At 66.8% G+C, this 20013-nt stretch carries 21 protein-coding genes; 15 read left to right on the top strand and 6 right to left on the bottom strand.

The annotated features are described in order from the left end of the window. Positions 1-84: 84 nt before the first annotated feature. From ACT7DK_RS13110 to ACT7DK_RS13095, 4 genes are all read left to right on the top strand, one after another. On the top strand, positions 85-696 hold the full coding sequence (locus tag ACT7DK_RS13110) for a Crp/Fnr family transcriptional regulator (RefSeq protein ID WP_445399843.1): 612 nt from the start codon (positions 85-87) through the stop codon (positions 694-696). A gap of 81 nt (positions 697-777) precedes the next feature. Next, positions 778-1404, top strand: a complete 627-nt coding sequence (locus ACT7DK_RS13105) for an NAD(P)H-dependent oxidoreductase (RefSeq protein ID WP_445399841.1) — start codon at positions 778-780, stop codon at positions 1402-1404. Positions 1405-1406: 2 nt separating this feature from the next. Beyond that, entirely contained in the window at positions 1407-1847 is a 441-nt protein-coding gene (locus ACT7DK_RS13100) for a DMT family transporter (RefSeq protein ID WP_445399839.1), read from the top strand. Positions 1848-1850: 3 nt separating this feature from the next. Then, the gene (locus tag ACT7DK_RS13095) at positions 1851-2561 is read left to right on the top strand and encodes a GNAT family N-acetyltransferase (RefSeq protein WP_445399837.1); all 711 of its coding nucleotides are present in this window, start codon (positions 1851-1853) and stop codon (positions 2559-2561) included. On the opposite strand, the gene ACT7DK_RS13090 is transcribed toward ACT7DK_RS13095, so the two are convergent. Continuing rightward, entirely contained in the window at positions 2546-3424 is an 879-nt protein-coding gene (locus ACT7DK_RS13090; RefSeq protein ID WP_445399835.1) for a hypothetical protein, read from the bottom strand. The genes ACT7DK_RS13095 and ACT7DK_RS13090 overlap by 16 nt on opposite strands. A gap of 307 nt (positions 3425-3731) precedes the next feature. On the opposite strand from ACT7DK_RS13090, the gene rarD reads away from it, so the two are divergent. Together rarD and ACT7DK_RS13080 are read left to right on the top strand one after the other, a co-directional pair. Beyond that, on the top strand, positions 3732-4622 hold the full coding sequence (rarD, locus tag ACT7DK_RS13085; RefSeq protein WP_445399833.1) for an EamA family transporter RarD: 891 nt from the start codon (positions 3732-3734) through the stop codon (positions 4620-4622). A gap of 7 nt (positions 4623-4629) precedes the next feature. After that, entirely contained in the window at positions 4630-5493 is an 864-nt protein-coding gene (locus ACT7DK_RS13080; RefSeq protein ID WP_445399831.1) for an oxygenase MpaB family protein, read from the top strand. On the opposite strand, the gene ACT7DK_RS13075 is transcribed toward ACT7DK_RS13080, so the two are convergent. Both ACT7DK_RS13075 and trhO read right to left on the bottom strand, forming a co-directional pair. Beyond that, entirely contained in the window at positions 5490-6374 is an 885-nt protein-coding gene (locus ACT7DK_RS13075) for an EamA family transporter (RefSeq protein ID WP_445399829.1), read from the bottom strand. The two genes, ACT7DK_RS13080 and ACT7DK_RS13075, sit on opposite strands and share 4 nt — an antisense overlap. 142 nt (positions 6375-6516) lie before the next feature. After that, positions 6517-7500, bottom strand: a complete 984-nt coding sequence (gene trhO / locus ACT7DK_RS13070; RefSeq protein WP_445399827.1) for an oxygen-dependent tRNA uridine(34) hydroxylase TrhO — start codon at positions 7498-7500, stop codon at positions 6517-6519. A gap of 297 nt (positions 7501-7797) precedes the next feature. Here trhO and ACT7DK_RS13065 point away from each other — a divergent pair, with 297 nt between their 5' ends. Then, positions 7798-8691 carry a LysR substrate-binding domain-containing protein gene (locus ACT7DK_RS13065; RefSeq protein WP_445399825.1) on the top strand — a complete coding sequence of 298 codons (894 nt, stop codon included), beginning with the start codon at positions 7798-7800 and terminating at the stop codon, positions 8689-8691. On the opposite strand, the gene ACT7DK_RS13060 is transcribed toward ACT7DK_RS13065, so the two are convergent. Further along, positions 8688-8891 carry a hypothetical protein gene (locus ACT7DK_RS13060; RefSeq protein WP_445399823.1) on the bottom strand — a complete coding sequence of 68 codons (204 nt, stop codon included), beginning with the start codon at positions 8889-8891 and terminating at the stop codon, positions 8688-8690. The two genes, ACT7DK_RS13065 and ACT7DK_RS13060, sit on opposite strands and share 4 nt — an antisense overlap. A gap of 100 nt (positions 8892-8991) precedes the next feature. Between ACT7DK_RS13060 and ACT7DK_RS13055 the strand changes: the two genes are divergently transcribed. Beyond that, entirely contained in the window at positions 8992-9309 is a 318-nt protein-coding gene (locus ACT7DK_RS13055; RefSeq protein WP_445399821.1) for a cupin domain-containing protein, read from the top strand. A gap of 184 nt (positions 9310-9493) precedes the next feature. Next, positions 9494-11287, top strand: a complete 1794-nt coding sequence (locus ACT7DK_RS13050) for a methyl-accepting chemotaxis protein (RefSeq protein WP_445399819.1) — start codon at positions 9494-9496, stop codon at positions 11285-11287. Positions 11288-11503: 216 nt separating this feature from the next. On the opposite strand, the gene ACT7DK_RS13045 is transcribed toward ACT7DK_RS13050, so the two are convergent. Then, positions 11504-12757, bottom strand: coding sequence for a lytic murein transglycosylase (locus tag ACT7DK_RS13045; protein ID WP_445399817.1), 1254 nt, complete (start codon positions 12755-12757; stop codon positions 11504-11506). A gap of 190 nt (positions 12758-12947) precedes the next feature. On the opposite strand from ACT7DK_RS13045, the gene ACT7DK_RS13040 reads away from it, so the two are divergent. Continuing rightward, positions 12948-13631, top strand: a complete 684-nt coding sequence (locus tag ACT7DK_RS13040; protein ID WP_445399815.1) for a type 1 glutamine amidotransferase domain-containing protein — start codon at positions 12948-12950, stop codon at positions 13629-13631. 16 nt (positions 13632-13647) lie between these two features. Here ACT7DK_RS13040 and ACT7DK_RS13035 read toward each other — a convergent pair whose 3' ends face one another. Continuing rightward, a complete protein-coding gene (locus tag ACT7DK_RS13035; protein WP_445399813.1) occupies positions 13648-14298 on the bottom strand; it encodes a phosphoribosyltransferase in 651 nt (216 codons plus the stop codon). A 158-nt stretch (positions 14299-14456) separates the two neighbouring features. Between ACT7DK_RS13035 and ACT7DK_RS13030 the strand changes: the two genes are divergently transcribed. The 5 genes from ACT7DK_RS13030 to ACT7DK_RS13010 all read left to right on the top strand — a co-directional run bounded on the left by ACT7DK_RS13030 (position 14457) and on the right by ACT7DK_RS13010 (position 20005). Then, positions 14457-16088, top strand: coding sequence for a Na/Pi cotransporter family protein (locus ACT7DK_RS13030; RefSeq protein WP_445399811.1), 1632 nt, complete (start codon positions 14457-14459; stop codon positions 16086-16088). Further along, the gene (locus ACT7DK_RS13025; RefSeq protein WP_445399809.1) at positions 16085-16399 is read left to right on the top strand and encodes a hypothetical protein; all 315 of its coding nucleotides are present in this window, start codon (positions 16085-16087) and stop codon (positions 16397-16399) included. Before ACT7DK_RS13030 ends, ACT7DK_RS13025 begins: the two co-directional genes overlap by 4 nt. Before the next feature lie 36 nt (positions 16400-16435). Then, positions 16436-16918 (top strand): GNAT family N-acetyltransferase, encoded by a 483-nt coding sequence (locus ACT7DK_RS13020; RefSeq protein ID WP_445399807.1) that lies wholly within the window; start codon positions 16436-16438, stop codon positions 16916-16918. A gap of 86 nt (positions 16919-17004) precedes the next feature. After that, positions 17005-17874 carry a formyltetrahydrofolate deformylase gene (gene purU / locus ACT7DK_RS13015; protein WP_445399805.1) on the top strand — a complete coding sequence of 290 codons (870 nt, stop codon included), beginning with the start codon at positions 17005-17007 and terminating at the stop codon, positions 17872-17874. A gap of 187 nt (positions 17875-18061) precedes the next feature. Then, positions 18062-20005, top strand: a complete 1944-nt coding sequence (locus tag ACT7DK_RS13010; protein WP_445399803.1) for a bifunctional metallophosphatase/5'-nucleotidase — start codon at positions 18062-18064, stop codon at positions 20003-20005. Positions 20006-20013: the final 8 nt, after the last annotated feature.

Here is a 20013-nt window from a genome sequence, read left to right as displayed (position 1 = left end):
GCAGGTTAGCCCCGGGCAGGTTAGCCCCGGCCGGCACCGGATGTATAATCACGCCACACCGCAGTGCAGCCAGGAGCATACCGTTTGACCCCCTTGAAGACCGAAGCCTTCGCCGCCTTGCGCCGGACCCTGGACCGCTATTACCCGCTCGGCGACCAGAGTTGGACGGCGCTGCAGACCGCCTGCAGCTACCGAGAGCTGCGCAGGCATGAGCTGCTGTGCCGGGCCGGCGAAACGCCGACCTCCTTCTCCTTCGTGCACCGGGGGCTGTTCCGGGCCTTCGTGCTCGACGAGAAAGGCAACGAGTACAACAAGGCCTTCTTCGAGGAAGGACGCTTTCCCGGCGCCATGACCGCCCTGCTGCGCGGTGAGCCGTCGCGGGTGACCCTGGAGGCACTGGAAGCGGCGGTGGTCATCGACATTTCGTTCGCGAGTTTCCGCCGTCTGCTGCACCGGCACCACGATCTCGCCCTGTTCCAGATCCACTACCTGGAGCATCACTGGCTGCTGGACAAGGACGCCCGCGAGATAGCGCTGGTGCAGGAGGAGGCGGCCGAACGCTACCTGCGCTTTCTGCGCGACTTTCCGGCCCTGGCCGGGCGCCTGCCCCTGTACCATATCGCCTCCCACCTGGGCATCACGCCCACCCAGCTCAGCCGCATCCGCAAAAAAATCGAGGGCACTCAACCTATGTAAAGGAAGCCGGCTCCGGCTCCCCCTATGCTGGCGGACATCGGGCGGCCATGGGGGTCCGCCTGCCTGTCGGGAGAAAGTCGAATGAACATTATCAGCGCCCTGCAATGGCGTTATTCGGTCAAGCGGTTCGCACCGGAGCCGGTGGCACCGGCGCTTTTGCACCAGCTGCTGGAGGCGACCGGCCTCAGCGCCTCGGCCTTTGGCCTGCAACCCTACCGGCTGTTGCTGGTGGAGTCGCCGGCCCTGCGCCGGCGGCTGCTGGCCCACTCCATGGGGCAGCACAAGGTGGTGGAGGCGCCGCACCTGCTGGTGCTGGCCGCCGATGTGGGACCGGATGAGCGGCTGGTGTCCCACTACCTGGCGCGGCTGGCCGAGGTGCGCGGGGCCGACGCCGCCGCGCTGTCGGCCATGGCCGATCACTACCTGAGTTTCCTGGCCGCCCAGTCCCCGGGGCGGCGGCGGGAATGGGCCCACCAGCAGGCCTATATCGCCCTCGGTACCCTGCTCACCGGCGCCGCCCTGCTGGGCATCGACAGCTGTCCCATGACCGGCATCGATCCGGCCGGCTACGACCGGGAACTGGGGCTGGCGGAGCAGGGACTGACCACCACCGCCATCTGTACCCTGGGTTATCGCCACCCCGAGGACGCGCAGGCGGGGCTGGCGAAGGTGCGCCTGGCCTACGACGAACTGGTGCGGCGGTACTGACCATGAGCCTGTTACCCGTACTGGCCCTGCTGGCGGGCGCCGCCATCGCGGTGCAGGCCGGCCTCAATGCCCAGCTCGGGGTCCAGCTGCGCCATGTGTTGCTGGGCACCACCATCGCCTTCGGGGTGGCGGCCGGGGTATCCCTGCTGGCCAGCCTGGTCCTGCCGCGAAGCTGGCCGGGCCCGGATACCCTGCAGGCGGTGCCGGGCCACCTCTGGTTCGGCGGCGCCCTGAGCGCCCTGGGGGTGGGACTGTTCTATTTTCTGATCCCGCGCATGGGAGTCGGGCCCATGATGTCCTTCGCCCTGACCGGCCAGTTGGCGGTGGCGCTGATCGTCAGTCACTACGGCTGGTTCGAGCTGCCGGTGCGGCCGATCACCCCGCTGAAGCTGCTCGGGGCGGTGGCGCTGGTGGCGGGGATCATCCTGATAAACCGGGAGTAAAGCATGAATGACACGCAGTTGGACAAGGCCAATATCGACAATCTGACCGCCCTGTGGCGGGCCATGGGTTCCGAGCCCGGCGGCATGGCCGGCCTACAGGCCAGCCGGGGTTGGCCGCACCGTTTCTGGTTCGATTGGGGCCATCAACCGCTGTGCGAGGGGCATGAACTGGCCCGGCTGCCGCCGAGGGCCATGGTGCCGGTCTGGACCGCCGGCTCGGTGCTGGAGCGGGCGCTGACAAGCCAGGGCTTCGGCCTGGTGCTGGCGCAGATGGCCATGCACCTGAGCGTCGACGGCGAGGGAGGCCGGCCGGAAGGCGACTTGCGGCTGAGCCGGGTCCTGACCCCCGCCCAGGCGGATCGCTGGGCGGCGCTGTGCGGCCGGGCCTTCGGCTACGAGGTGGCGGCGGCGACCGTCCGCCGCCTGCTCGGGGACAGCGGGGCCTGCTTGCTGCTGGCCAGCCGGGAGGCTGTGCCTGTGGCCACGGCGCTGCTGTTCCACACCGGGGAGGTAGCGGGGATTCACCAGGTGGGGGTGGTGCCGGAGCACCGGGGCCGGGGCATTGCTCATGAACTGATGTTGCAGCTGATGGCCCTGGCGCGGGAGCAGGGGGCTCGTTACCTGACCCTGCAGGCCTCCGCCGCCGGCGAGGGGCTCTATCGGCGGCTGGGCTTCGTTCCCCGCTTTCCGATCCGCAGCTACCGGCGCGGCTGAGCCGGTGCGGCCGTTGGCAGCAGTTCGTGCAGGGGCCGGCGGCTGCGGAACAGGTTGCTGCCGCCGCCTTCCCGGCTCAGGTAGACAAAGCCGTCCTCGCCCAGGGTGATGCCTTCGAACTGGCCGCTCTCGGCCAGCCGCCAGCGCCGGCCCCGGGCTTCCTCCACCCGCCCGTCCCGCACCGGGTAGAGCCACAGAAAGGCGCGTCGGTCCAGCCAGTGGCGGCTGTAGCCGAGCAGCAGCAGGGTCTGGCTGGCGGCGTCATAATCGGCGCCGGTCACCAGCATGGCGGTGGCCAGCCGCTGCCGCTCCACCAGCGGCGCCTCGCTCCCTTCCGCCGGCAGTTTGTAGAGGGCGGTGTCTTCATCCAGCCAGCGTTTGGTCAGCAGCCACAGCTCGTCCTCGACCCAGGCCAGGGCCTCGGCATCGAAGTTGTGCTGGTGGCGGGGCGGCTGGAAGTTGTGCTGCTCGGCGTAGGCCACCGGCAGGCGTTGGCGCAGTTGCAGCTCGCCTTCCGCCAGCTGCAGCCGGTACACCGCCAGATCCCGGCGTCTGCCGCCGTTGTTGCCGGTATCGGCGAGGTAGATGTGGTCGCCGTGTACGGTGATGTCTTCCCAGTCGCGATTGCCGGCCGGCACCGGCCAGCTTCGGGCGTGCTTGCCGTCGGCGGTCAGCGCGAACAGGGTGGCCGGCTTGCCGCTGTCATTATGGCTGAGCAGGCCGCCCCGCCAGGCGGCCAGGCCGGAGCTTTCCGACAGCCGGGGGGGCAAGTCGGCCAGGGGCAGGAGCTCGAGCCGCTCGCCCCGGGCGGCGGCGCAGCCGGCCAGGCACAGGGCCAGCAGGGCGAGAAAAGGCAGGCGCATCGGTTTTTTCCTTGTCATTCAACGAGCCGCTGTTATAGCGGTTTTGCCGGCCGAGGCACAGCAAAATCCGTCCGGGTCGGTTTCCGGCCCTTCGGGGTCGCCGCCACCGATGGGCCGGCGGCGCCGGTTGGTTAGCATGATGACGACGGAAGATACCGGAGCGGGTAGCAGTATCTGCTGCCTTTGCGGAACCCTGTAGGGAGTCGCACTGTTTTTATTTTTAATGTCCGCTCAATCTTGGTGCGCAAAGCTGCTAAGCTGCCGGCCGATCCGATCATGAATAACAACAAAGCAGGGGGAAACCAGAGTGGCCAGGGGTGTTGCGCTGTCGGTACTGTCGTCGGTGATGTTCGCGCTGCTGTATTACTATGCCAGCCTGTTGTGGCCGCTCGACGGCGAGCAGATCTTCGGCTGGCGCATGCTGCTGACCCTGCCCTGCATGGGCCTATTCCTGCTGCTCGGCGGCGACTGGCGGCTGGTGACCGGCCTGCTCGGCCAGCTGAGGCGGCGGCCGCTGCTGTGGCTGGGGCTGCCGCTGTCGTCCGCCCTGATAGGGGTACAATTGTGGCTGTTTATGTGGGCGCCGCTCAACGGGCGGGGGCTGCCGGTGTCGCTCGGCTATTTTATGATGCCGCTGGCGCTGGTGCTGGTCGGCCGCTTCCTCTACCGGGAACGGCCGAGCCGGCTGCAATGGCTGGCGGTGGCCTGCGCCGCCGCCGGGGTGGCCAACGAGCTGTGGCGCGCCGGCGGCATCTCCTGGGAGACCCTGGTGGTGGCCGTCGGCTATCCGCTGTATTTCGTCTGGCGCCGCTTCCTGGGCAACGACAACCTGGGCGGGCTCTGGCTCGACATGGCGTTGCTGCTGCCCCTGGCCTGCGGCTTCCTGTTCGCCGCCGGGGCGCCCCTGGCGCCCTTCACCGAAAGACCCGTCTTGCCCTGGCTGGTGCTGGGCCTGGGGCTGGTCAGCGCCCTGGCCCTGATCTCCTATATCCTGGCCAGCCGGCGCCTGCCTCTGGTGCTGTTCGGTCTGCTCGGCTATGTGGAGCCGGTGCTGTTGGTGCTGGTGTCCCTGCTGCTGGGCGAGCGCATCGCCCCCGGCCAGTGGGCCACCTATATCGCCATCTGGGCGGCGGTGGGGCTGCTGGTGCTGGAAGGGGTCAAACGATTGTGGACCTTTAAGCGTTATCCTTTCAGGTAGGGCCGGGATGGAAGCACTGCGACGACGCATCGAGCGCCAGGTGATGGGGGTGACCGGGCTGGCGCTGGGTGACATCGACTACGAGCACCCCAGGGGGGATCCCGGCCTGTTCGGCCCGGAGTCGGCGATCTGGCGGGTGCACGGCGACTTTACCGCCATGCTGTGCGGCGGCATCGGCGCCCTGATGCTGCAGATGCTGCATCCGCTGGCGCTGGCCGGGGTCTGGGATCACTCCCGTTTCCGGGAAGACATGCCGGGCCGGTTGCGCCGCACCAGCCAGTTTATCGCCGCCACCACCTTCGCTCCCCGGGCCGGCGCCGAGCGGCTGATCGAGCGGGTGAAAGGTATCCATCGCCGGGTGACGGGGGTGGCGGCGGACGGCCGGCCCTATGCGGCGGACGATCCGGCCCTGCTCACCTGGGTGCACGTGGCGGAGGTGAGCTGCTTTATGGCGGCCCATCTGCGTTACTGCAACCCCGGTCTGAGCCTGACCGGGCAGGACCGCTACTTCGCCGAGGCCGCGCGGGTGGCCGAGGCGCTGGGGGCGGAAGGCGTGCCCAAAAGCCGGCATGATATCGAGCTGTACCTGCAACGGATGCGCCCCGAGTTGGTGTTCGATGAGCGCACCGAAGAGATCTTCCGGTTGTTGCTGGCGGCACCTGCGCCCAGTCCGGCGGCCCGGCCGTTGGTGGGACTCTTGATGAGGGCGGGCATGGATCTGCTGCCGTCCTGGGCGCTGGCGATGAGCGACCGGCAACTGGGATCACTCGAGCGCCGTGGCGTGCGCCTTGGCGTGCACGCCCTGGCCCTGGTGCTGCGCTGGGCGGTACGCAACGGCGCCTCCCACCGGGCGCGCCGGCGCATGGGCTAGGCCCACATCACGCACAGGGCGGCGACCACGATAAGCAGCAGGCCCCAGTGATCCTGGTGGCCCAGCTTCTCCCGGAAGTACCAGGCCGAGATCATCAGGGTGAACAGCACCTCTATCTGGCCCAGGGTCTTGACCAGGGCCACGCTTTCCAGGCTCATGGCGCTGAACCAGCCGATGGAGCCCAGGCAACTGCTGAGGCTGACCAGCAAGGTCAGCCCCGGCCGGCGCCGGAGGGCGGTGAGGCCGGCGGGATCCTTGAGCCCCAGCCAGAGCAGCAGCACCAGGGTCTGCAGGGAAATCACCAGCAGCAGCACCCAGGCGGCACCGAAGGGAAAGGGCAGGCCCAGCACCAGGCTGGCTTCCCGCACCCACAGGGAGGTGAGGGCGAAGGCCAGGCCGCTGCCCAGGCCCATCAGCAGGGTGGCCGGCGAGACGGGGCCGCCCACGGCCCGGCGCAGGCCACTCAACAGCCACACCGCCAGACCGCCGATCAGTACTCCCAGCCAGCCCAGGGAGGTGAGCGGGGCGCTGAAGAAGAACACCCCCAGGGCCGCCGCCAGTATCGCCTCGCTCTTGGCCAGTCCCACCCCCACCGCGTAGTTGCGCAGCTGGAACAGCCGCACCATCAGGGCGGTGGCCAGGATCTGGCTCAGCGCCGCCGCCACTATGTAGGCGGCGAAAGGGAGGCTGATATCGGGCAGCGGCTGCTGGGGCTGCCAGCGGTAGAGCAGCCACAGGTAGAGGGCGGCGATGGGCCCGGCCAGCACGAAGCGCGCCAGGGTCACGGCGGTGGCGCCGGCCTCCTGGCTCAGCTGTTTCTGGAAGGCGTTGCGCCAGGCCTGCATCAGGGCGGCGAACAGGGTAAAGGGGATCCAAAGCACCGGGCAGCTTCCTGGTCAAAAGGGACCCGCCGTACGGCGGGCAAGGGTAAAACGGCATCGAGCCGGCTTCCGGCCGCTCCGCCTTGGCGGGGGAGGCGAGGCAACGGCAGACCGCAGGGGCCTGTTAACGGCGCCGCCGCGCTCAGCCCTTGCGGGCCTGCTGCGCCTGCTTGCGCGCGAGTTTTTCCGCCCGGTGCCGCTCGGCGGCCTCGACCGCGTCGCTGCCGATGTGGGCCTCGCCCCGCTCTTTCGCCAGTTGCAGCTGGTGTTCGCGCTCGGCGTAGCGGCGGCGCTGCTCCGGGGTCTGCCGGTCGTGGCAACGGGGACAGCTGACGCCGTGCTGGTAGTGGGGGCTTTGCAGGTCGGCGGGCGACAGCGGTGCCCGGCAGGCGGAGCACAACTGGTAATGGCCCGGCTGCAACTGGTGATCCACCGTCACCCTGTTGTCGAACACAAAGCACTCGCCCTGCCACAGGGAGTCTTGCTCCGGCACTTCCTCCAGGTACTTGAGGATGCCGCCGTGCAGGTGATAGACCTCGTCGAAGCCCTGCTCCTTGAGGTAGGCGGTGCTCTTCTCGCAGCGGATGCCGCCGGTGCAGAACATGGCGACCTTCTTGTGCCGGGCCGGATCCAGGTTGTTTTTCACATAGTCCGGAAATTCGCGAAAGCTCTCGGTATGGGGATTGACGGCGCCTTTGAAGGTGCCGATCTCCACCTCGTAGTCGTTGCGGGTATCGATCAGCACCACCTCCGGATCGGAAATCAGCGCGTTCCAGTCCCTGGGCTCCACATAGGTGCCCACCACCCGTTTGGGATCGATGCCCTCGACACCCAGGGTCACGATTTCCTGCTTCAGCTTGACCTTGGTGCGATAGAAGGGTTGCTCCGCGCTCAGGGATTCCTTGTAGTCGATACCGGCAAAGCGGTCGTCGGCGGCGAACCAGGCCTTGAGCCGGTCGATGGCGGCGCGGGAGCCGGCCACGGTGCCGTTGATGCCCTCGGCCGCCAGCAGCAGGGTGCCGCGGATCTGCCCGGCTTCCATCAGGGCGAGCAGCGGCGCGCGCAGCGCCTCGTGGCGTTCCAGGGTAACGAATTTATAGAGGGCACAAACAACAAACTGAGACATGGTTTCCTCCAGCGCCGGCCGTGCGCTGCTTGAACGGGGTTTCGCGCCGGCCCGGGGGCGGAACGCAACAGGGCGGGGATCATAGCAAACTTGGCCGGCGTTCTGCACCAATGGGATGCCAAACCCGGTCGATGGTGGGCGCCGGCCTTCCCGGTATTGTCATGGCCATGCCGAGTTGGCGCTCTCGGCAGAGGCAAGGGACTGATATATTTGGGGATAATGCTATATTCATGCATTCCATAACGGAATGTCCCGGTGTTATGTTAGGGACAGGATCCCGTGCCATGGAGGCCGCTCATGTACCGTCCCTTCAAGACCCTGCCGCCCCTCGACAGCCTGTTGTTCTTCGAGGCGGTGGCCCGCCACGGCAGTTTTACCCGGGCCGCCGCCGAGTTGTGCCTGACCCAGAGTGCGGTGAGCAAACAGATCAAGGTACTGGAGGCCAGCCTGGGGCTGGTGCTGTTCGAACGCCAGCCCAGGGGCATTGCCCTGACCCGGGCCGGCCTGGCGCTGTTCGGCGAACTCACGCCCCTGTTGCAGCAGTTGCAGCGCAGTGTCGAGCGGCTGAGGGCGGCCCACAACAGCCGCAGCCTGACCCTGGTGTGCACCCATGCGGTGGCTCATTACTGGCTGTTCCCCCGGCTGGTGGAGTTCAACCGGGCTTGCCCGGAGCTGGCGGTACACGTCAGCTCCACCAACGACATCAACGAATACAGCCTGGACGAATACGATCTGGGTATCCTCTATGGCGACGGCAACTGGCCTTCACTGCGGGCGGAGCCCTTGTTCGAGGAGCGGGTCTATCCCATCTGCAGCCGGGAACTGGTGCTGGAGGAGCCCACCGAGGTGGCCCAGCTGCAGCAACTGCCGCTGATCCAGCTCGACTCCTCGGCCTGGAACTGCATCGACTGGGAGGACTGGTTCCGCCATTTCGGGGTGGACTACCGGGCGCCGGCCAATGCTCCGACCTTCAACCAGGTGACCCTGGCGTTCAACGGCGTGCTGCAGGGCATGGGGGTGGGGCTGGGCTGGGACTTCATGGCCCGGGAGCAACTGGAGGCGGGCCTGATCCGCCGGGTCGGCCCCTTCTGTTACGCGTCCGGCCGGGCCGATTACCTGGTGCACAACCGGCACAAGCCGCTGCCGGCGGCGGCGGAGAGCTTCCGGCGCTGGCTGCTGGACCATGGCTAGTCTTGCTTGTCCGGCTCCGGTTTGATGGGGGTGAAGGTATGGAACAGGGTCCAGTAGCAGTAGAGGGTGACGCCGGTGATGATGAGCCCCCACAGATGCTGGCCGTTGAGCCATTCCCAAGCGGCCCAGCCGGCGCAGAACAGGGTGACGGCGATACGCCGCCACCGCGGCTGGAAAAACAGCAGATCCTTTTCTTTCATGACGGCGGCTCCCGGGTTCACAATCAGGGCCAGTTAACCACGCCCGGGTCTGGTTGTCGAATATATGTTTCATTTTTGTGATCTTTGAAAGGAGGTGCCGATGAACCTGTGGCAAGACATCCCCGCCGCGCTGCCCGATGAGCTGATCCAGACCCTGGCCGGCAGTGCCCGGGTGCGTATCGAGCGCATCGTTTCCCGCGGCCACCGCTCTCCCGAGGGCTTCTGGTACGATCAGGCCGAACACGAGTTCGTGCTGCTGGTGGCGGGGGCGGCGGAGCTGGAGCTGGAAGCGCCGTGCGAGCGACTGAGGCTGGAGCCCGGCGACTGCCTGACCATCGCCGCCCACCGCCGGCACCGGGTCAACTGGACCCACCCGGAGCAGGATACCATCTGGCTGGCGGTATTCTTTGCGCAGTGACGGCCGCCTGCGACCTGGCGGAGTACCTGAGCGAACGCCGCATCGCCGGTCACCACGCTGTGCACCAGGTCAAAGTTTCCACATGAAACTGTGGCCTGGTGCCGGAGATGGCTTAGTATGTTGCAGCTGAAATGACAGATTACCGCCGCCCGCACAATGGAATTATGACAACGAGAGCATCAGGATGAACCTCTACCGCACCATAGAAAAAACCTTCTGGTATACCCTCACCCGCAAAATAGTGGGCAATGTCGCCGCCCTGCTGTTGCCGCAGCTGCTGCTGACCGGCCTGTCGCTGTTCTACCTGAGCCGGCTGAGCCAGGAGATCGGCGGGCTCGGCGTGGATGCCGCCCCGGCGGAGCGGGTGTTGCAGCAGTTCGGCTGGCTGCTGCTGGGCGGAACCCTGCTGACCCTGGCCCTCGGCATCTTCATCGTGTTCTTCATGCGCGAGATTTTCGTCCGGCCGATCAAGGACATCACGGCGGCCCTGCAGGCGGTGAAAGACAAGAATGGCGATATCTCGGCGACCCTGCCCGATTACACCTTCGATGAGATCTCCACCATGGCGAGGAGCTACAACGACTTCTCCGGCAAGCTGAAGGCGATGATCAGCGAAGCCCGGACGAATTCGATCAGCGTCGCCGTCAACGCCACCCGTCTGCAGCAGATGATAGGGCATGCCGGCCATTCCTCCGCCGGCCAGGAGAAGATCGCCCAGCAGATCTTCGAGTCCAGCCGGCAGGCGACCCTGGCGGTGGAGGAAATCGCCGCCAACACCGTGGACATCAGCCAGCAAACCACTCACAACCTGACCGAAGTACGCCAGTCGAGCGAGGAGCTGCAGCTGGCGGTGGACAAGATCAAGGCCGTGGAGCAATTGACCCGGGAGTTCGGCAAAACGGTCCATACCCTGAGCCAGAACTCCCGCAATATCCAGAACATACTGGGGCTGGTACAGGATTTTTCCGAGCAGACCAACCTGCTGGCCCTGAACGCCAGCATAGAGGCGGCCCGCGCCGGCGAGGCCGGCCGGGGCTTTGCGGTGGTGGCGGACGAAGTGCGCAACCTGGCCCGCAAGGTCGGGGAGGCCACCCAGGAAATACATCGCAATATCGGTGAGATGACCAGCCTGGTGCAGAGCACCCGCGAGGGAGCCGAGACCATCAGCCAGCATATCCAGGAAACGGATCAGTTCATGAGCCGCAACCGGGATCAGTTCGGCGCCATGGTGGCGGATTTTGAGCAGATGAGCCAGCAGCTCACCACCATTTCCGCCGCCCTGGACGAGCTTTCCTACACCAATAAGGAATCCCATCAGCATGTGGAGTCCATCGCCGAGCTCTCCGTCACCATGAAGGACAACATGACCCGGTCCCGGGATTTTTCTTCGTCGCTGGAAAGCGCCACCGAGGCCACCCTGGAGCTGCTGTCCCAGTTCATCGTGGGACAGGGAGATTTCGAGCGCATCACCCGGCTGGGCACCCAATGGGCGGATGAGGTGGGCACCTTGCTGGGGCGGCTCCAGGACGAGGGCGTCAACCTGTTCGACCAGAATTACCGGCCGGTCAATCCGGGCCAGGTGCCGGCCCAGTTCATGACCGGGTACGTCACGGCGGTGGAAGGCAAGCTGCAGCCGCTCTACGACCGCTTTATCAAGGAACATCCGGAGTTTATCTATGTGGTGGGGGTGGACACCAAGGGCTATATCCCGGTACATCACGGCAAGGACTCCCAGCCCCTGAGCGGTGACCCGGAGCGGGACAACCGCCACTGCCGCCATCGCCGGCTCTACAACCAGAGCCGCCAGGAGCGGCGGCGCTGCAACCACGAGAAGCCCTTCCTGCTGCAGAGCTATATCCGCAACACCGGCGAGGTGATCAACGATCTGTCCATTCCCCTCTATGTCAAGGGTCGGCACTGGGGATCGCTGATCATGGGCTTCGACGCCGGTCACCTGCTGGCGGATAAGGCGGCCTGAAAGAAGGGCCGCCCGGCCCTCAGCTTGATCACAAAGTCCAGCCCCTGTGTTTTCGCCAGATGTTTCCCATTCTCGCCGCCGCTTTAACCCTGGTCATCTCCGCGAAGGCGGAGATCCATGACATAGTGCACTGGACTCCCGCCTTCGCGGGAGTGACCACAGAGTCATACGAAGGTTTGTCAGCAGCCTGAGGGCCGTCCGGCCCTGTTCTTAACCTCAGCGCAGTTGCTTGAGCAGCGATTCGCTGGCGTAGCCGTCGGCCACCTGGCCGCGGGACTGCTGGAAGGCGCGGATGGCGCCGATGGTGTTGGGGCCGATGACCCCGTCGGCGCCCCGGGTGTCGAAGCCCCGGGCGGTGAGCCGGCGCTGCAGCTCCTCCTTCTCGACCCGGCTCAGGGCCCGTTCGTGCCGTGGCCAGGGGGTGCGGAACTCGCCGCCGCCGGCCAGCTTGTCGCCCAGGTGGCCCACCGCCATGGCGTAGGAGGTGGCGTTGTTGTAGCGGCGGATCACCCGGAAGTTGTTGTAGATCACGAAGGCCGGGCCCTGGGCACCGGCGGGCACCAGTATGGCGGCCTCGCCGTGATCCGGCAGCGGCCGGCCGTCGAGGGTGGTGATGCCCCTGCCGCGCCAGTAGGCCACGGGCTGGCGGTTGTCCTGATCCGCCAGGCCGTAGTCGAAGCCGGCCGGCAGCTTCACTTCCAGTCCCCAGGGCGCGCCCTGTTGCCAGCCGAAACGGGCCAGGTAGTAGGCGGTGGAGGCCAGGGCATCGGTGGGATCCTCGCCCCAGATGTCCCGCTTGCCGTCGCCGGTGAAGTCCTGGGCATACTGCAGGTAGCTGGTAGGCATGAACTGGGTGTGGCCCATGGCGCCGGCCCAGGAGCCGCGCATCCGCTCGGGGCTGGTGTCGCCCGACTGCAGTATCCTGAGTGCGGCGATCAGCTGCTCTTCGGCAAAGCTGCGGCGGCGGCCCTCGAAGGCGAGGGTGGCCAGTCCCTCGATGATGCCGGTGTTGCCCCGGAAGGAGCCGTAGTTGGTTTCCATGCCCCAGATGGCCAGTACCACCTTGGCGTCCACCCCATAGCGCGCTTCGATGGCCCTGAGGGTGGGGGCCAGCTCCTGCCATTTCTGGCGACCGTTGCTGACGCGGGTGGCGGAGGTGGCGGTGTCCAGGTATTCCCAGATCTGCTTGGTGAACTCGGCCTGGCGTCCGTCCAGGCGCATCACTTCCTGGTTCGGTTTGACGTCCCTGAAGGCGGCGTCGAACACCGCCGGGCGAATGCCGGCGGCCAGGGCGCGACCGCGGAAACCCTGCCGCCAGGCGGCAAAGCTCTGCTGCTCGGCGGCGCTGAGCGGTGGCGTGGCGGTCGCTGGTTGCCGGACCGCGGCGGCCGGCTGTGAGGTTTCGGCCTGGCCGGCGCAGCCGCTGAGCACGGCGCCGATCACCAGGGCACTGAGGTAAGCTTGTTTCAAATTCTTATCCCGTTCGTTGGCTTGACTGCCCGCAGCATATCCCAAGCCGGAAAAAATTAAAGGGCTTTGCGGGTTACCGTCGGCGCGGTCTTGCCGTTGGTGGTCATTATCGTCCCGCGTCGACCCATTTGGCGGCAGTGGGACTAAGCTTGCACTGGTAATCGGCTGTCGATGGCAGGGAGAAAGAGTGATGAAACAGAAAATTCTGGTGGTAGTGACCAGCGTGGAAAAATATCCCAACCTGAACCGGGCCACCGGCCTGTGGCTGGGTGAGGCGGTGCATTTCGTCAGCAAGATGGAGGAGGCCGGCTACCAGGTCGACTATGTCAGCCCCAGGGGCGGCTATACCCCCATCGATCCCCACAGCCTGGCCATGGCCGACGAGCTGGACTGGCGCTGGTACCAGAACAAGGCCTTCATGAACCGGCTGGGGGCCACCCTCAGCCCCGCCGAGGTCGATCCGGACGATTATGTTGTTGTCTATTTCGCCGGGGGGCATGGCGTTATCTGGGACTTTCCCGACAACGAGGCGCTGCAACTGATCGGCCAGCGCATCTATGAGAGCGGCGGCATCGTTGCTTCCGTTTGCCACGGGGCCGCCGGCCTGTTCAATATCCGGCTGGCCGACGATACCCTGCTGATCGAGGGCAAGGAGGTGACCGGCTTTTCCAATGAGGAAGAGCAACTGGCCGAGCTGGATCGGTACGTGCCCTTTCTCACCGAAGACGAGCTGGTCAGGCGTGGTGCCCTCTACCGGAAGGCGGAGGCGCCCTGGCAGCCCTTCGCCGTGAGCGACCAGCGGCTGATCACCGGGCAGAACCCGGCTTCCGGCGGACCGGTGGCCGAGCTGGTCTTGCTGGAGCTGGAGGGATGACCCCGGTTGTCGTCCGCTACGGCAAACTGCCCGGTCTGGCCGCCTCGGCCAGCAATTCGCGGACTTCCTGGTCTTCGGTCTGGCCGAAGTCGAGATAATACTGGCCGACCGAGCCGAACTCGGGGCTCACCCGCAGGGCGACGAACTCGTCCGCCAGGGCCCGGATCCGGGCCGCCGCCTCGACCGAGCTGACCGGCACCGCCACCACCAGCCGCGCCGGCCGCTGGCTTTTTACCGCCCGTACCGCCGCCTCCATGGTGGCGCCGGTGGCCAGGCCGTCGTCCACCAGCAGCACGGTGGCGCCGGTCAGCACAAGCGGCGGGGCATCACCCCGGTAGGCGTGCTCCCGACGCTCGAGCTCCGCCCGCTCCCGGCGGATCACCGCCTCGACCCGCTGCTGCTCGAGGCGGCCGCGGATCTCCGGGTTCCACACCAGGATATCGCCCGAGGCGATGGCACCCATGGCCAGCTCCTCGTGGTGGGGATGGCCGAGCTTGCGCACCAGCAGCACGTCGAGGGGGGCGTCCAGGGCCCGGGCCACTTCGAAGGCCACCGGTACCCCGCCCCGGGGCAGGCCCAGCACCAGCAGGTCGGGGCGGCCCCGGTAATGCCGCAGGGCCCTGGCCAGGGCCTGGCCGGCGGCGCGTCGATGGAGGAAGGGGGACATGGCGGTGCTCCTGTGCTGACTCCTGTCTTAACCCTAGCAAAAATCCGGCAAAATCCGCCTGTGCCGGCAGCTAGCCCGGCCAGGCTTTGTTATCATCGCGGTTTTGTCGGGCCTCAAGGCGGCCCGCGGGCATCATCGGCACCGGGAGCTGTTTCGCCATGTTCACCACCATCGGTACCCTGCTCGGCGGCATCGGCCTCTTCCTGCTGGGCATGCTACTGCTGACCGAAGGGTTGACCGCCCTGGCCGGGGACCGGCTGCGCACCACCCTGGGCCGGCTGACCGGCTCCAGGGCCAAGGCGGTGCTGAGCGGGGCGGCCATCACCGCCCTGGTGCAGTCTTCCCATGCCACCACCCTGGCCACCATCGGTTTCGTGTCTGCCGGCCTGCTCTCCCTGAGCCAGGCCATCGGCGTGGTGATCGGCGCCAACCTGGGCACCACCAGCACCGGCTGGCTGGTGTCCCTGCTCGGGCTCAAGCTGTCCATCGGCAGCCTGCTGCTGCCCCTGGTCGGCATCGGCGTGCTGCTGCGGCTGCTGGGCCGGGGGCGCCTGGCCTCGGCCGGCATCGCCCTGGCCGGCTTCGGGGTGCTGTTCGTGGGGCTGGACCTGCTGCAGAGCGGCATGGGGGGGCTGGCGGAGCGCATCGATCTCAGCCGGTTCGGCGCCGCCACCCTGGGTGCGCGCTTCATGCTGCTGCTGGTGGGGCTGGTGATGACGCTGCTGATGCAGTCCTCCAGCGCCGCCCTCGCCATCACCCTGACCGCCCTGGCCACGGACACCCTGTCCCTGGAGCAGGCCGGGGCCATGGTCATCGGCCAGAACCTGGGATCCACCTTTACCGCCGCCCTGGCGGCCATCGGCGCCACCATCGCCGCCAAGCGCACCGCCCTCATCCATATCCTGTTCAATATCGGGGCCGGCACCCTGGCCTTCTTTATCCTGCCGCTGCTGATCTGGTTGGCCGACTGGCTCACCGGCGACGGTCTGGGCGACCACCAGGCCCTGACCCTGGCCGCCTTCCACACCCTGTTCAACCTGCTGGGGGCGGCGCTGTTCCTGCCCTTCACCGCCCAGCTGGCGATCCTGGCCGAGCGGCTGTTGCCGGAGCCGCGGCCCGCGCTGACCCGCCACCTCGACGCCAGCATGCAGGTGGTGCCCTCCCTGGCGGTGGAGGCGGCCCACGATACCCTGCGCCAGTGCGCCCTGGTGGTGTTGCAGAACGCCGCCGCCCGCCTGCGCAACGAGGAGGCCGGTTTCGTGGTGGCCAACCTGGATGAGGCCCGGGACGCCACCGAGGTGGTGGCCCGTTACCTGGCCCGGCTGCCGGAGGCGGAAGGGGAGGTGCTCAACCGGCTCAACGCCTGCCTGCACCTGCTCGACCATGTGCGCCAGTGCGCCCACGAGGCGCTCAAGATCCGCTGGGAACCCCGGGTGCAGGCCATCATCCCCCTCAGCCAGCACGCCCGGGAGCTGGCGGCGCTGCTGCTCAACGCCGCCCAGGCGCTCACCGACCACCGGCAGGAAGAGGATATCGAGCAGGCCTTGCAGGCCCTGCGCCAGCACAACCAGGATATCCGCTTGTCCATTTTGCAGGCCTCGGCCACCCGCAAGCTGGCGATGGAGGCCACCCTCGACGGCCTGACCCTGGCCCGCAGCTGCGCGCGGCTCAGTTACCATGGCGAACGCTGCCTGTTTTACTTGCAGGGCCTGGCCGGCAAGGACAAAATCGCCCCGGGCAGCCTGATCGAGGCCGGCCCCGAACCCATACCAGATGAGGAAAACGCGTGAAATGTCCCAGTTGTGAGCAAGTGATCCGCCCCGCCCAGGTGACCGAACGGGAAAGCCGGGGGCTCGATGTGCATTTTCGTTGCCCCCACTGCGGTGCACGCCTGTCGGTCAACGGCCGTGCCACCCGCGCCAAGCTGATGGGCTTCGTGCTGCTGTTGTCCGGCTCCGGCGTCATGCTGTGGGGGCCGGCGCCGGCCTGGATCTTCGGCGTCATGGTGTGCCTGGCGGGCGGGGTCATGGCCCTGGTCGCCCGCAGCAGGGAGATGAAGCTGCGCTGGTTGGACAAGCCCGACGGGGCGGACAAGAATTAACAGACCGCCCGGACCGACCGTGCTCCCGGAGCCGACATGTACCTGATCAGAGACTATCAAGAGACCGATCTCAGCAGCCTGGAGCTGATCTACCACGATGCGGTCATGGCCCAGGGGCGGCAGGGCTACAGCGACGACCAGGTCGCGGTGTGGGCCTCCTTCCCCTATCTGTACCCGGATGAATTCAAGGCCCTGATCCGGGACGGCTACACCCGGATCATGGCCTTCCAGCAGATCCCCGTGGCCTTCGCCACCCTGCACCCGGACGATCACCTGGCGCTGCTGTACGTGCTGGCCGAGCATGCCGGGCGGGGCCTGGCCAGCCGGCTCTGTGCCGATATCGAGGCCGAGGCGGCAAGGCGTGGCGTGGCGCGGCTGCGCACCGACGCCAGCCTGCTGTCCAAGCCCCTGTTCGAGCAGCGCGGCTTCCGGCTGCTGAGCCGGCAGCAGGTCAATCGGGGCGGGCTGGTGTTCACCCGCTTCCTGATGGAAAAACCGCTGGCGCCGCCGTCCGCCTGAGCCACTGGCACAATGGCGCGGATTGCCGCAAAATAGCGGGCTCGCGCCGTGAGGGTACATCATTTATCTGGGTAGGGAGAGCATCCGTGGCCAAGCCGAGAGACACCTATTATCTGACCGCCCATTGTCGGGGCAGCCTGGGCACCGTGGACGTGGTGACCCGTTACCTGCGCGAGCAGGGCTGTTACGTGGTGGAGATGCAGACCTTCGACGATGTCATCAGCGAGCACTTCTTCATCCGGGTGGAATTCCGCCCGCCCCGGGAGCCCGCCTTCGACGAAGACGGCTTCCGCCTGGGCTTCACGCCCCGGGCCGAGCAGTTCGGGATGCAGTGGGAACTGACCGCCACCCGCCACAGGCCCAACGTGGTGATCATGGTGTCGAAGTTCGATCACTGCCTCAACGATCTGCTCTACCGCTACCGTACCGGCCAACTGGCCATCGAGATCCCGGCCATCATCTCCAACCACCCGGACTTGCAGCGCCTGGCCGACTGGCACCACATTCCCTATTACCACCTGCCGGTGAGCGACGCCAACCGCGCCGAGCAGGAGGCCCAGGTGCTCGGCATCATCAGGGAGTGCGAGGCGGATCTGGTGGTGCTGGCGCGCTATATGCAGGTGCTGAGCCCCGCCATGTGCGCCGCGCTCGAGGGCTGGGCCATCAATATCCACCATTCCCTGCTGCCCGGCTTCAAGGGCGCCAAACCCTACCACCAGGCCTACGACAAGGGGGTCAAGCTGGTGGGGGCCACCGCCCACTACATCAACAACGATCTGGACGAGGGCCCCATCATCACCCAGGGAGTGGAGGTGGTGGATCACAGCCATTACCCGGAACAGTTGATCGCCAAGGGGCGGGACATCGAATGCATCACCCTGGCCCGGGCGGTGCAGTACCATATCGAGCGACGGGTGTTCCTGCACAACGGCAAGACGGTGGTCTTTACCAGTTGAGCCCTACGGCAGGTACGGCCGCCGTAGGGTCGAATTTATTTCGACCAAACCATGGTGCCGATGGCGAGTGGTCCACTGAAGTGGACCCTGCGGCAGGCCAGGTGCATTTTGTAGGGTCGACTTCAGTCGACCAGGCACGCAGAACCCAAGAGCACGACATTTATTAATAAACGGAGTTTATCCATCCATGAACAAAAGCATAGTGGCCGGGGTACTGGCGCTGGCGCTGGCGGGCTGCGCCAGCCAGCAGCCGGATCAACCCTTCACCCTGACCGTGGCCCATATCAACGACACCCATTCCCACTTCGATCCCACCGATGCGCGGCTGGAGCTCGACAACCGGGCCCTGTTCACCCGCCTGGGTGGCCATCCCCGCCTGCTCAGTTTCGCCAACGGACTCAAGGAGCAGGCCGCCGCCGCCGATCAGCCCATCCTCTTCCTGCACGGCGGTGATGCCTGGCAGGGCACCGGCTATTTCAAGCTCAACCAGGGCGCCATGAACGCCGACGTGCTGAGCCGGATGCAGCTCGACGCCATGGCGCTCGGCAACCACGAGTTCGACCTCGACAACGAGCGCCTGGCCGCCTTTATCGGCAGCGTCGACTTCCCGGTGCTGGCCGCCAACCTGGACGCCAGCCGGGATCCGCACCTGGCGGAGCTCGACAACCTCAAGCCCTATGTGCTTTATGAATTCGACGGCCATGACAAGGAGCGGCTCGAGAGCATGGAGGATGCCGGTCGTGATCCCGTGGTGGCGGTGATCGGCCTGGTGCTGGAAGACATGTCCGACATCGCCCCCAACGTGGGCGAGCTGATCTTCGAACAGGAGGTGCAGGCCGCCCAGCGTACCGTCAGGGCGCTGCGCGAGCAGGGGGTGAAACACATCATCGCCATCACCCACCTGGGACTGGAGCGGGACCAGCGCCTGGCGAAAGAGGTGAACGGCATCGATCTCATCGTCGGCGGCCACTCCCACAGCCTGCTCGGGGATTTCCGCAACCTGGGTTGGGAGCAGAATGAGCCTTATGCCCGGGTGTTCACCAATCAGGATGGCCGCGGCAAGACCTGTGTGGTGCAGGCCGGCCAGTATGCCCAGGCCATGGGGCGGGTAGAGGTGACCCTGAGCCCCGACGGCCAGCTGCTGCGCTGCGAGGGCGGTAATACCCTGCTGTCCGACAACGCCTTCTTCCGCGATATCCGCCGCGCCGAACAGCACCGCCTGGCCGGCCAGGACGCCGAGCGGGTCGCCGCCTATATCGAGGCCCAGCCCAATATCGCCCTGGTGGAGGAAGATCCGGCCCTGCGCAGCCATATCGACGAGAACTACAAGCCGGCCCTGGACCAGGCCTATGGCCGGGTGATCGGCCATGTCCCCGCCGCGCTCAAGCACGTGCGGCTGCCGGTGGACGGTCAGGGCTCCCAGGTCGCTCCCCTGGTGGCGGCCAGCCAGCTGTACTGGGCCAATACCCCCGAGGTACGGGCGGTGACCGGCCGGCGCGCCGACATCGCCCTGGTCGGCGCCGGCGGCGTGCGCAACAGCCTGGAGCCGGGCGAGCTCAAGGAAGGCCATGTCGGCCTGGAGCTGCTGCCCTTCGCCAATGCCATGAGCATCGTCTCCCTCACCGGACGCCAGGTGGCGGGCCTGCTGCTGGAGGCCATCAACGCCTCCCTGCCCGAGGGGGCCCATACCGGCAAGTTCCCCTATGTGGCGGGGCTGCGTTACCAGTTCGACGAAACCGGCAGGGACAGGGGTTTCCTCAGCCGCATCGAGGTCCGGCGCGACGGCCAGTGGCAGCGGCTCGATCCGCAAGCCAGCTACCAGGTGGTGATGACCAGCTACAACGCCTCCGGCAATGACGGCTGGAACACCCTGTTCGAGAGCCAGCAGGTGCTGACCGACCGGCTCGATCTGGCCTTCGTCGACGGCAAGCTTGCGGCCTTCCCGGTGGCCCGGCTGAGCAAGACCGACGGCGGCCGGGTACAGGTGCACTACATCAACCAGCCGCTGGACTGCAAGGCCCAGGGCGTGCGCTGCAACACCGACGCCCAGGCGTTCGTCGACTATGTGCGCAACCAACGGCCGGTGCTGACCGCCCTGCCGGAGTCCGGCGTGACCCTCAACCGCCTCTGAGTCTTCTG

The sequence above is a fragment of the Zobellella sp. An-6 genome (assembly GCF_052487945.1).
Note: the sequence above shows the minus strand (reverse complement) of the source record. Positions and strands in the feature narration are given on the sequence as shown.

Bases quoted from the DNA above. Each gene is read 5' to 3' on its own strand.
- ACT7DK_RS13105 (WP_445399841.1), top strand. From the start codon at position 778: ATGAACATTATCAGCGCCCTGCAATGGCGTTATTCGGTCAAGCGGTTC.
- ACT7DK_RS13100 (WP_445399839.1), top strand. From the start codon at position 1,407: ATGAGCCTGTTACCCGTACTGGCCCTGCTGGCGGGCGCCGCCATCGCG.
- ACT7DK_RS13095 (WP_445399837.1), top strand. From the start codon at position 1,851: ATGAATGACACGCAGTTGGACAAGGCCAATATCGACAATCTGACCGCC.
- ACT7DK_RS13090 (WP_445399835.1), bottom strand. From the start codon at position 3,424: ATGCGCCTGCCTTTTCTCGCCCTGCTGGCCCTGTGCCTGGCCGGCTGC.
- ACT7DK_RS13080 (WP_445399831.1), top strand. From the start codon at position 4,630: ATGGAAGCACTGCGACGACGCATCGAGCGCCAGGTGATGGGGGTGACC.
- trhO (WP_445399827.1), bottom strand. From the start codon at position 7,500: ATGTCTCAGTTTGTTGTTTGTGCCCTCTATAAATTCGTTACCCTGGAA.
- ACT7DK_RS13065 (WP_445399825.1), top strand. From the start codon at position 7,798: ATGTACCGTCCCTTCAAGACCCTGCCGCCCCTCGACAGCCTGTTGTTC.
- ACT7DK_RS13060 (WP_445399823.1), bottom strand. From the start codon at position 8,891: ATGAAAGAAAAGGATCTGCTGTTTTTCCAGCCGCGGTGGCGGCGTATC.
- ACT7DK_RS13055 (WP_445399821.1), top strand. From the start codon at position 8,992: ATGAACCTGTGGCAAGACATCCCCGCCGCGCTGCCCGATGAGCTGATC.
- ACT7DK_RS13050 (WP_445399819.1), top strand. From the start codon at position 9,494: ATGAACCTCTACCGCACCATAGAAAAAACCTTCTGGTATACCCTCACC.
- ACT7DK_RS13040 (WP_445399815.1), top strand. From the start codon at position 12,948: ATGAAACAGAAAATTCTGGTGGTAGTGACCAGCGTGGAAAAATATCCC.
- ACT7DK_RS13035 (WP_445399813.1), bottom strand. From the start codon at position 14,298: ATGTCCCCCTTCCTCCATCGACGCGCCGCCGGCCAGGCCCTGGCCAGG.
- ACT7DK_RS13030 (WP_445399811.1), top strand. From the start codon at position 14,457: ATGTTCACCACCATCGGTACCCTGCTCGGCGGCATCGGCCTCTTCCTG.
- ACT7DK_RS13020 (WP_445399807.1), top strand. From the start codon at position 16,436: ATGTACCTGATCAGAGACTATCAAGAGACCGATCTCAGCAGCCTGGAG.
- ACT7DK_RS13010 (WP_445399803.1), top strand. From the start codon at position 18,062: ATGAACAAAAGCATAGTGGCCGGGGTACTGGCGCTGGCGCTGGCGGGC.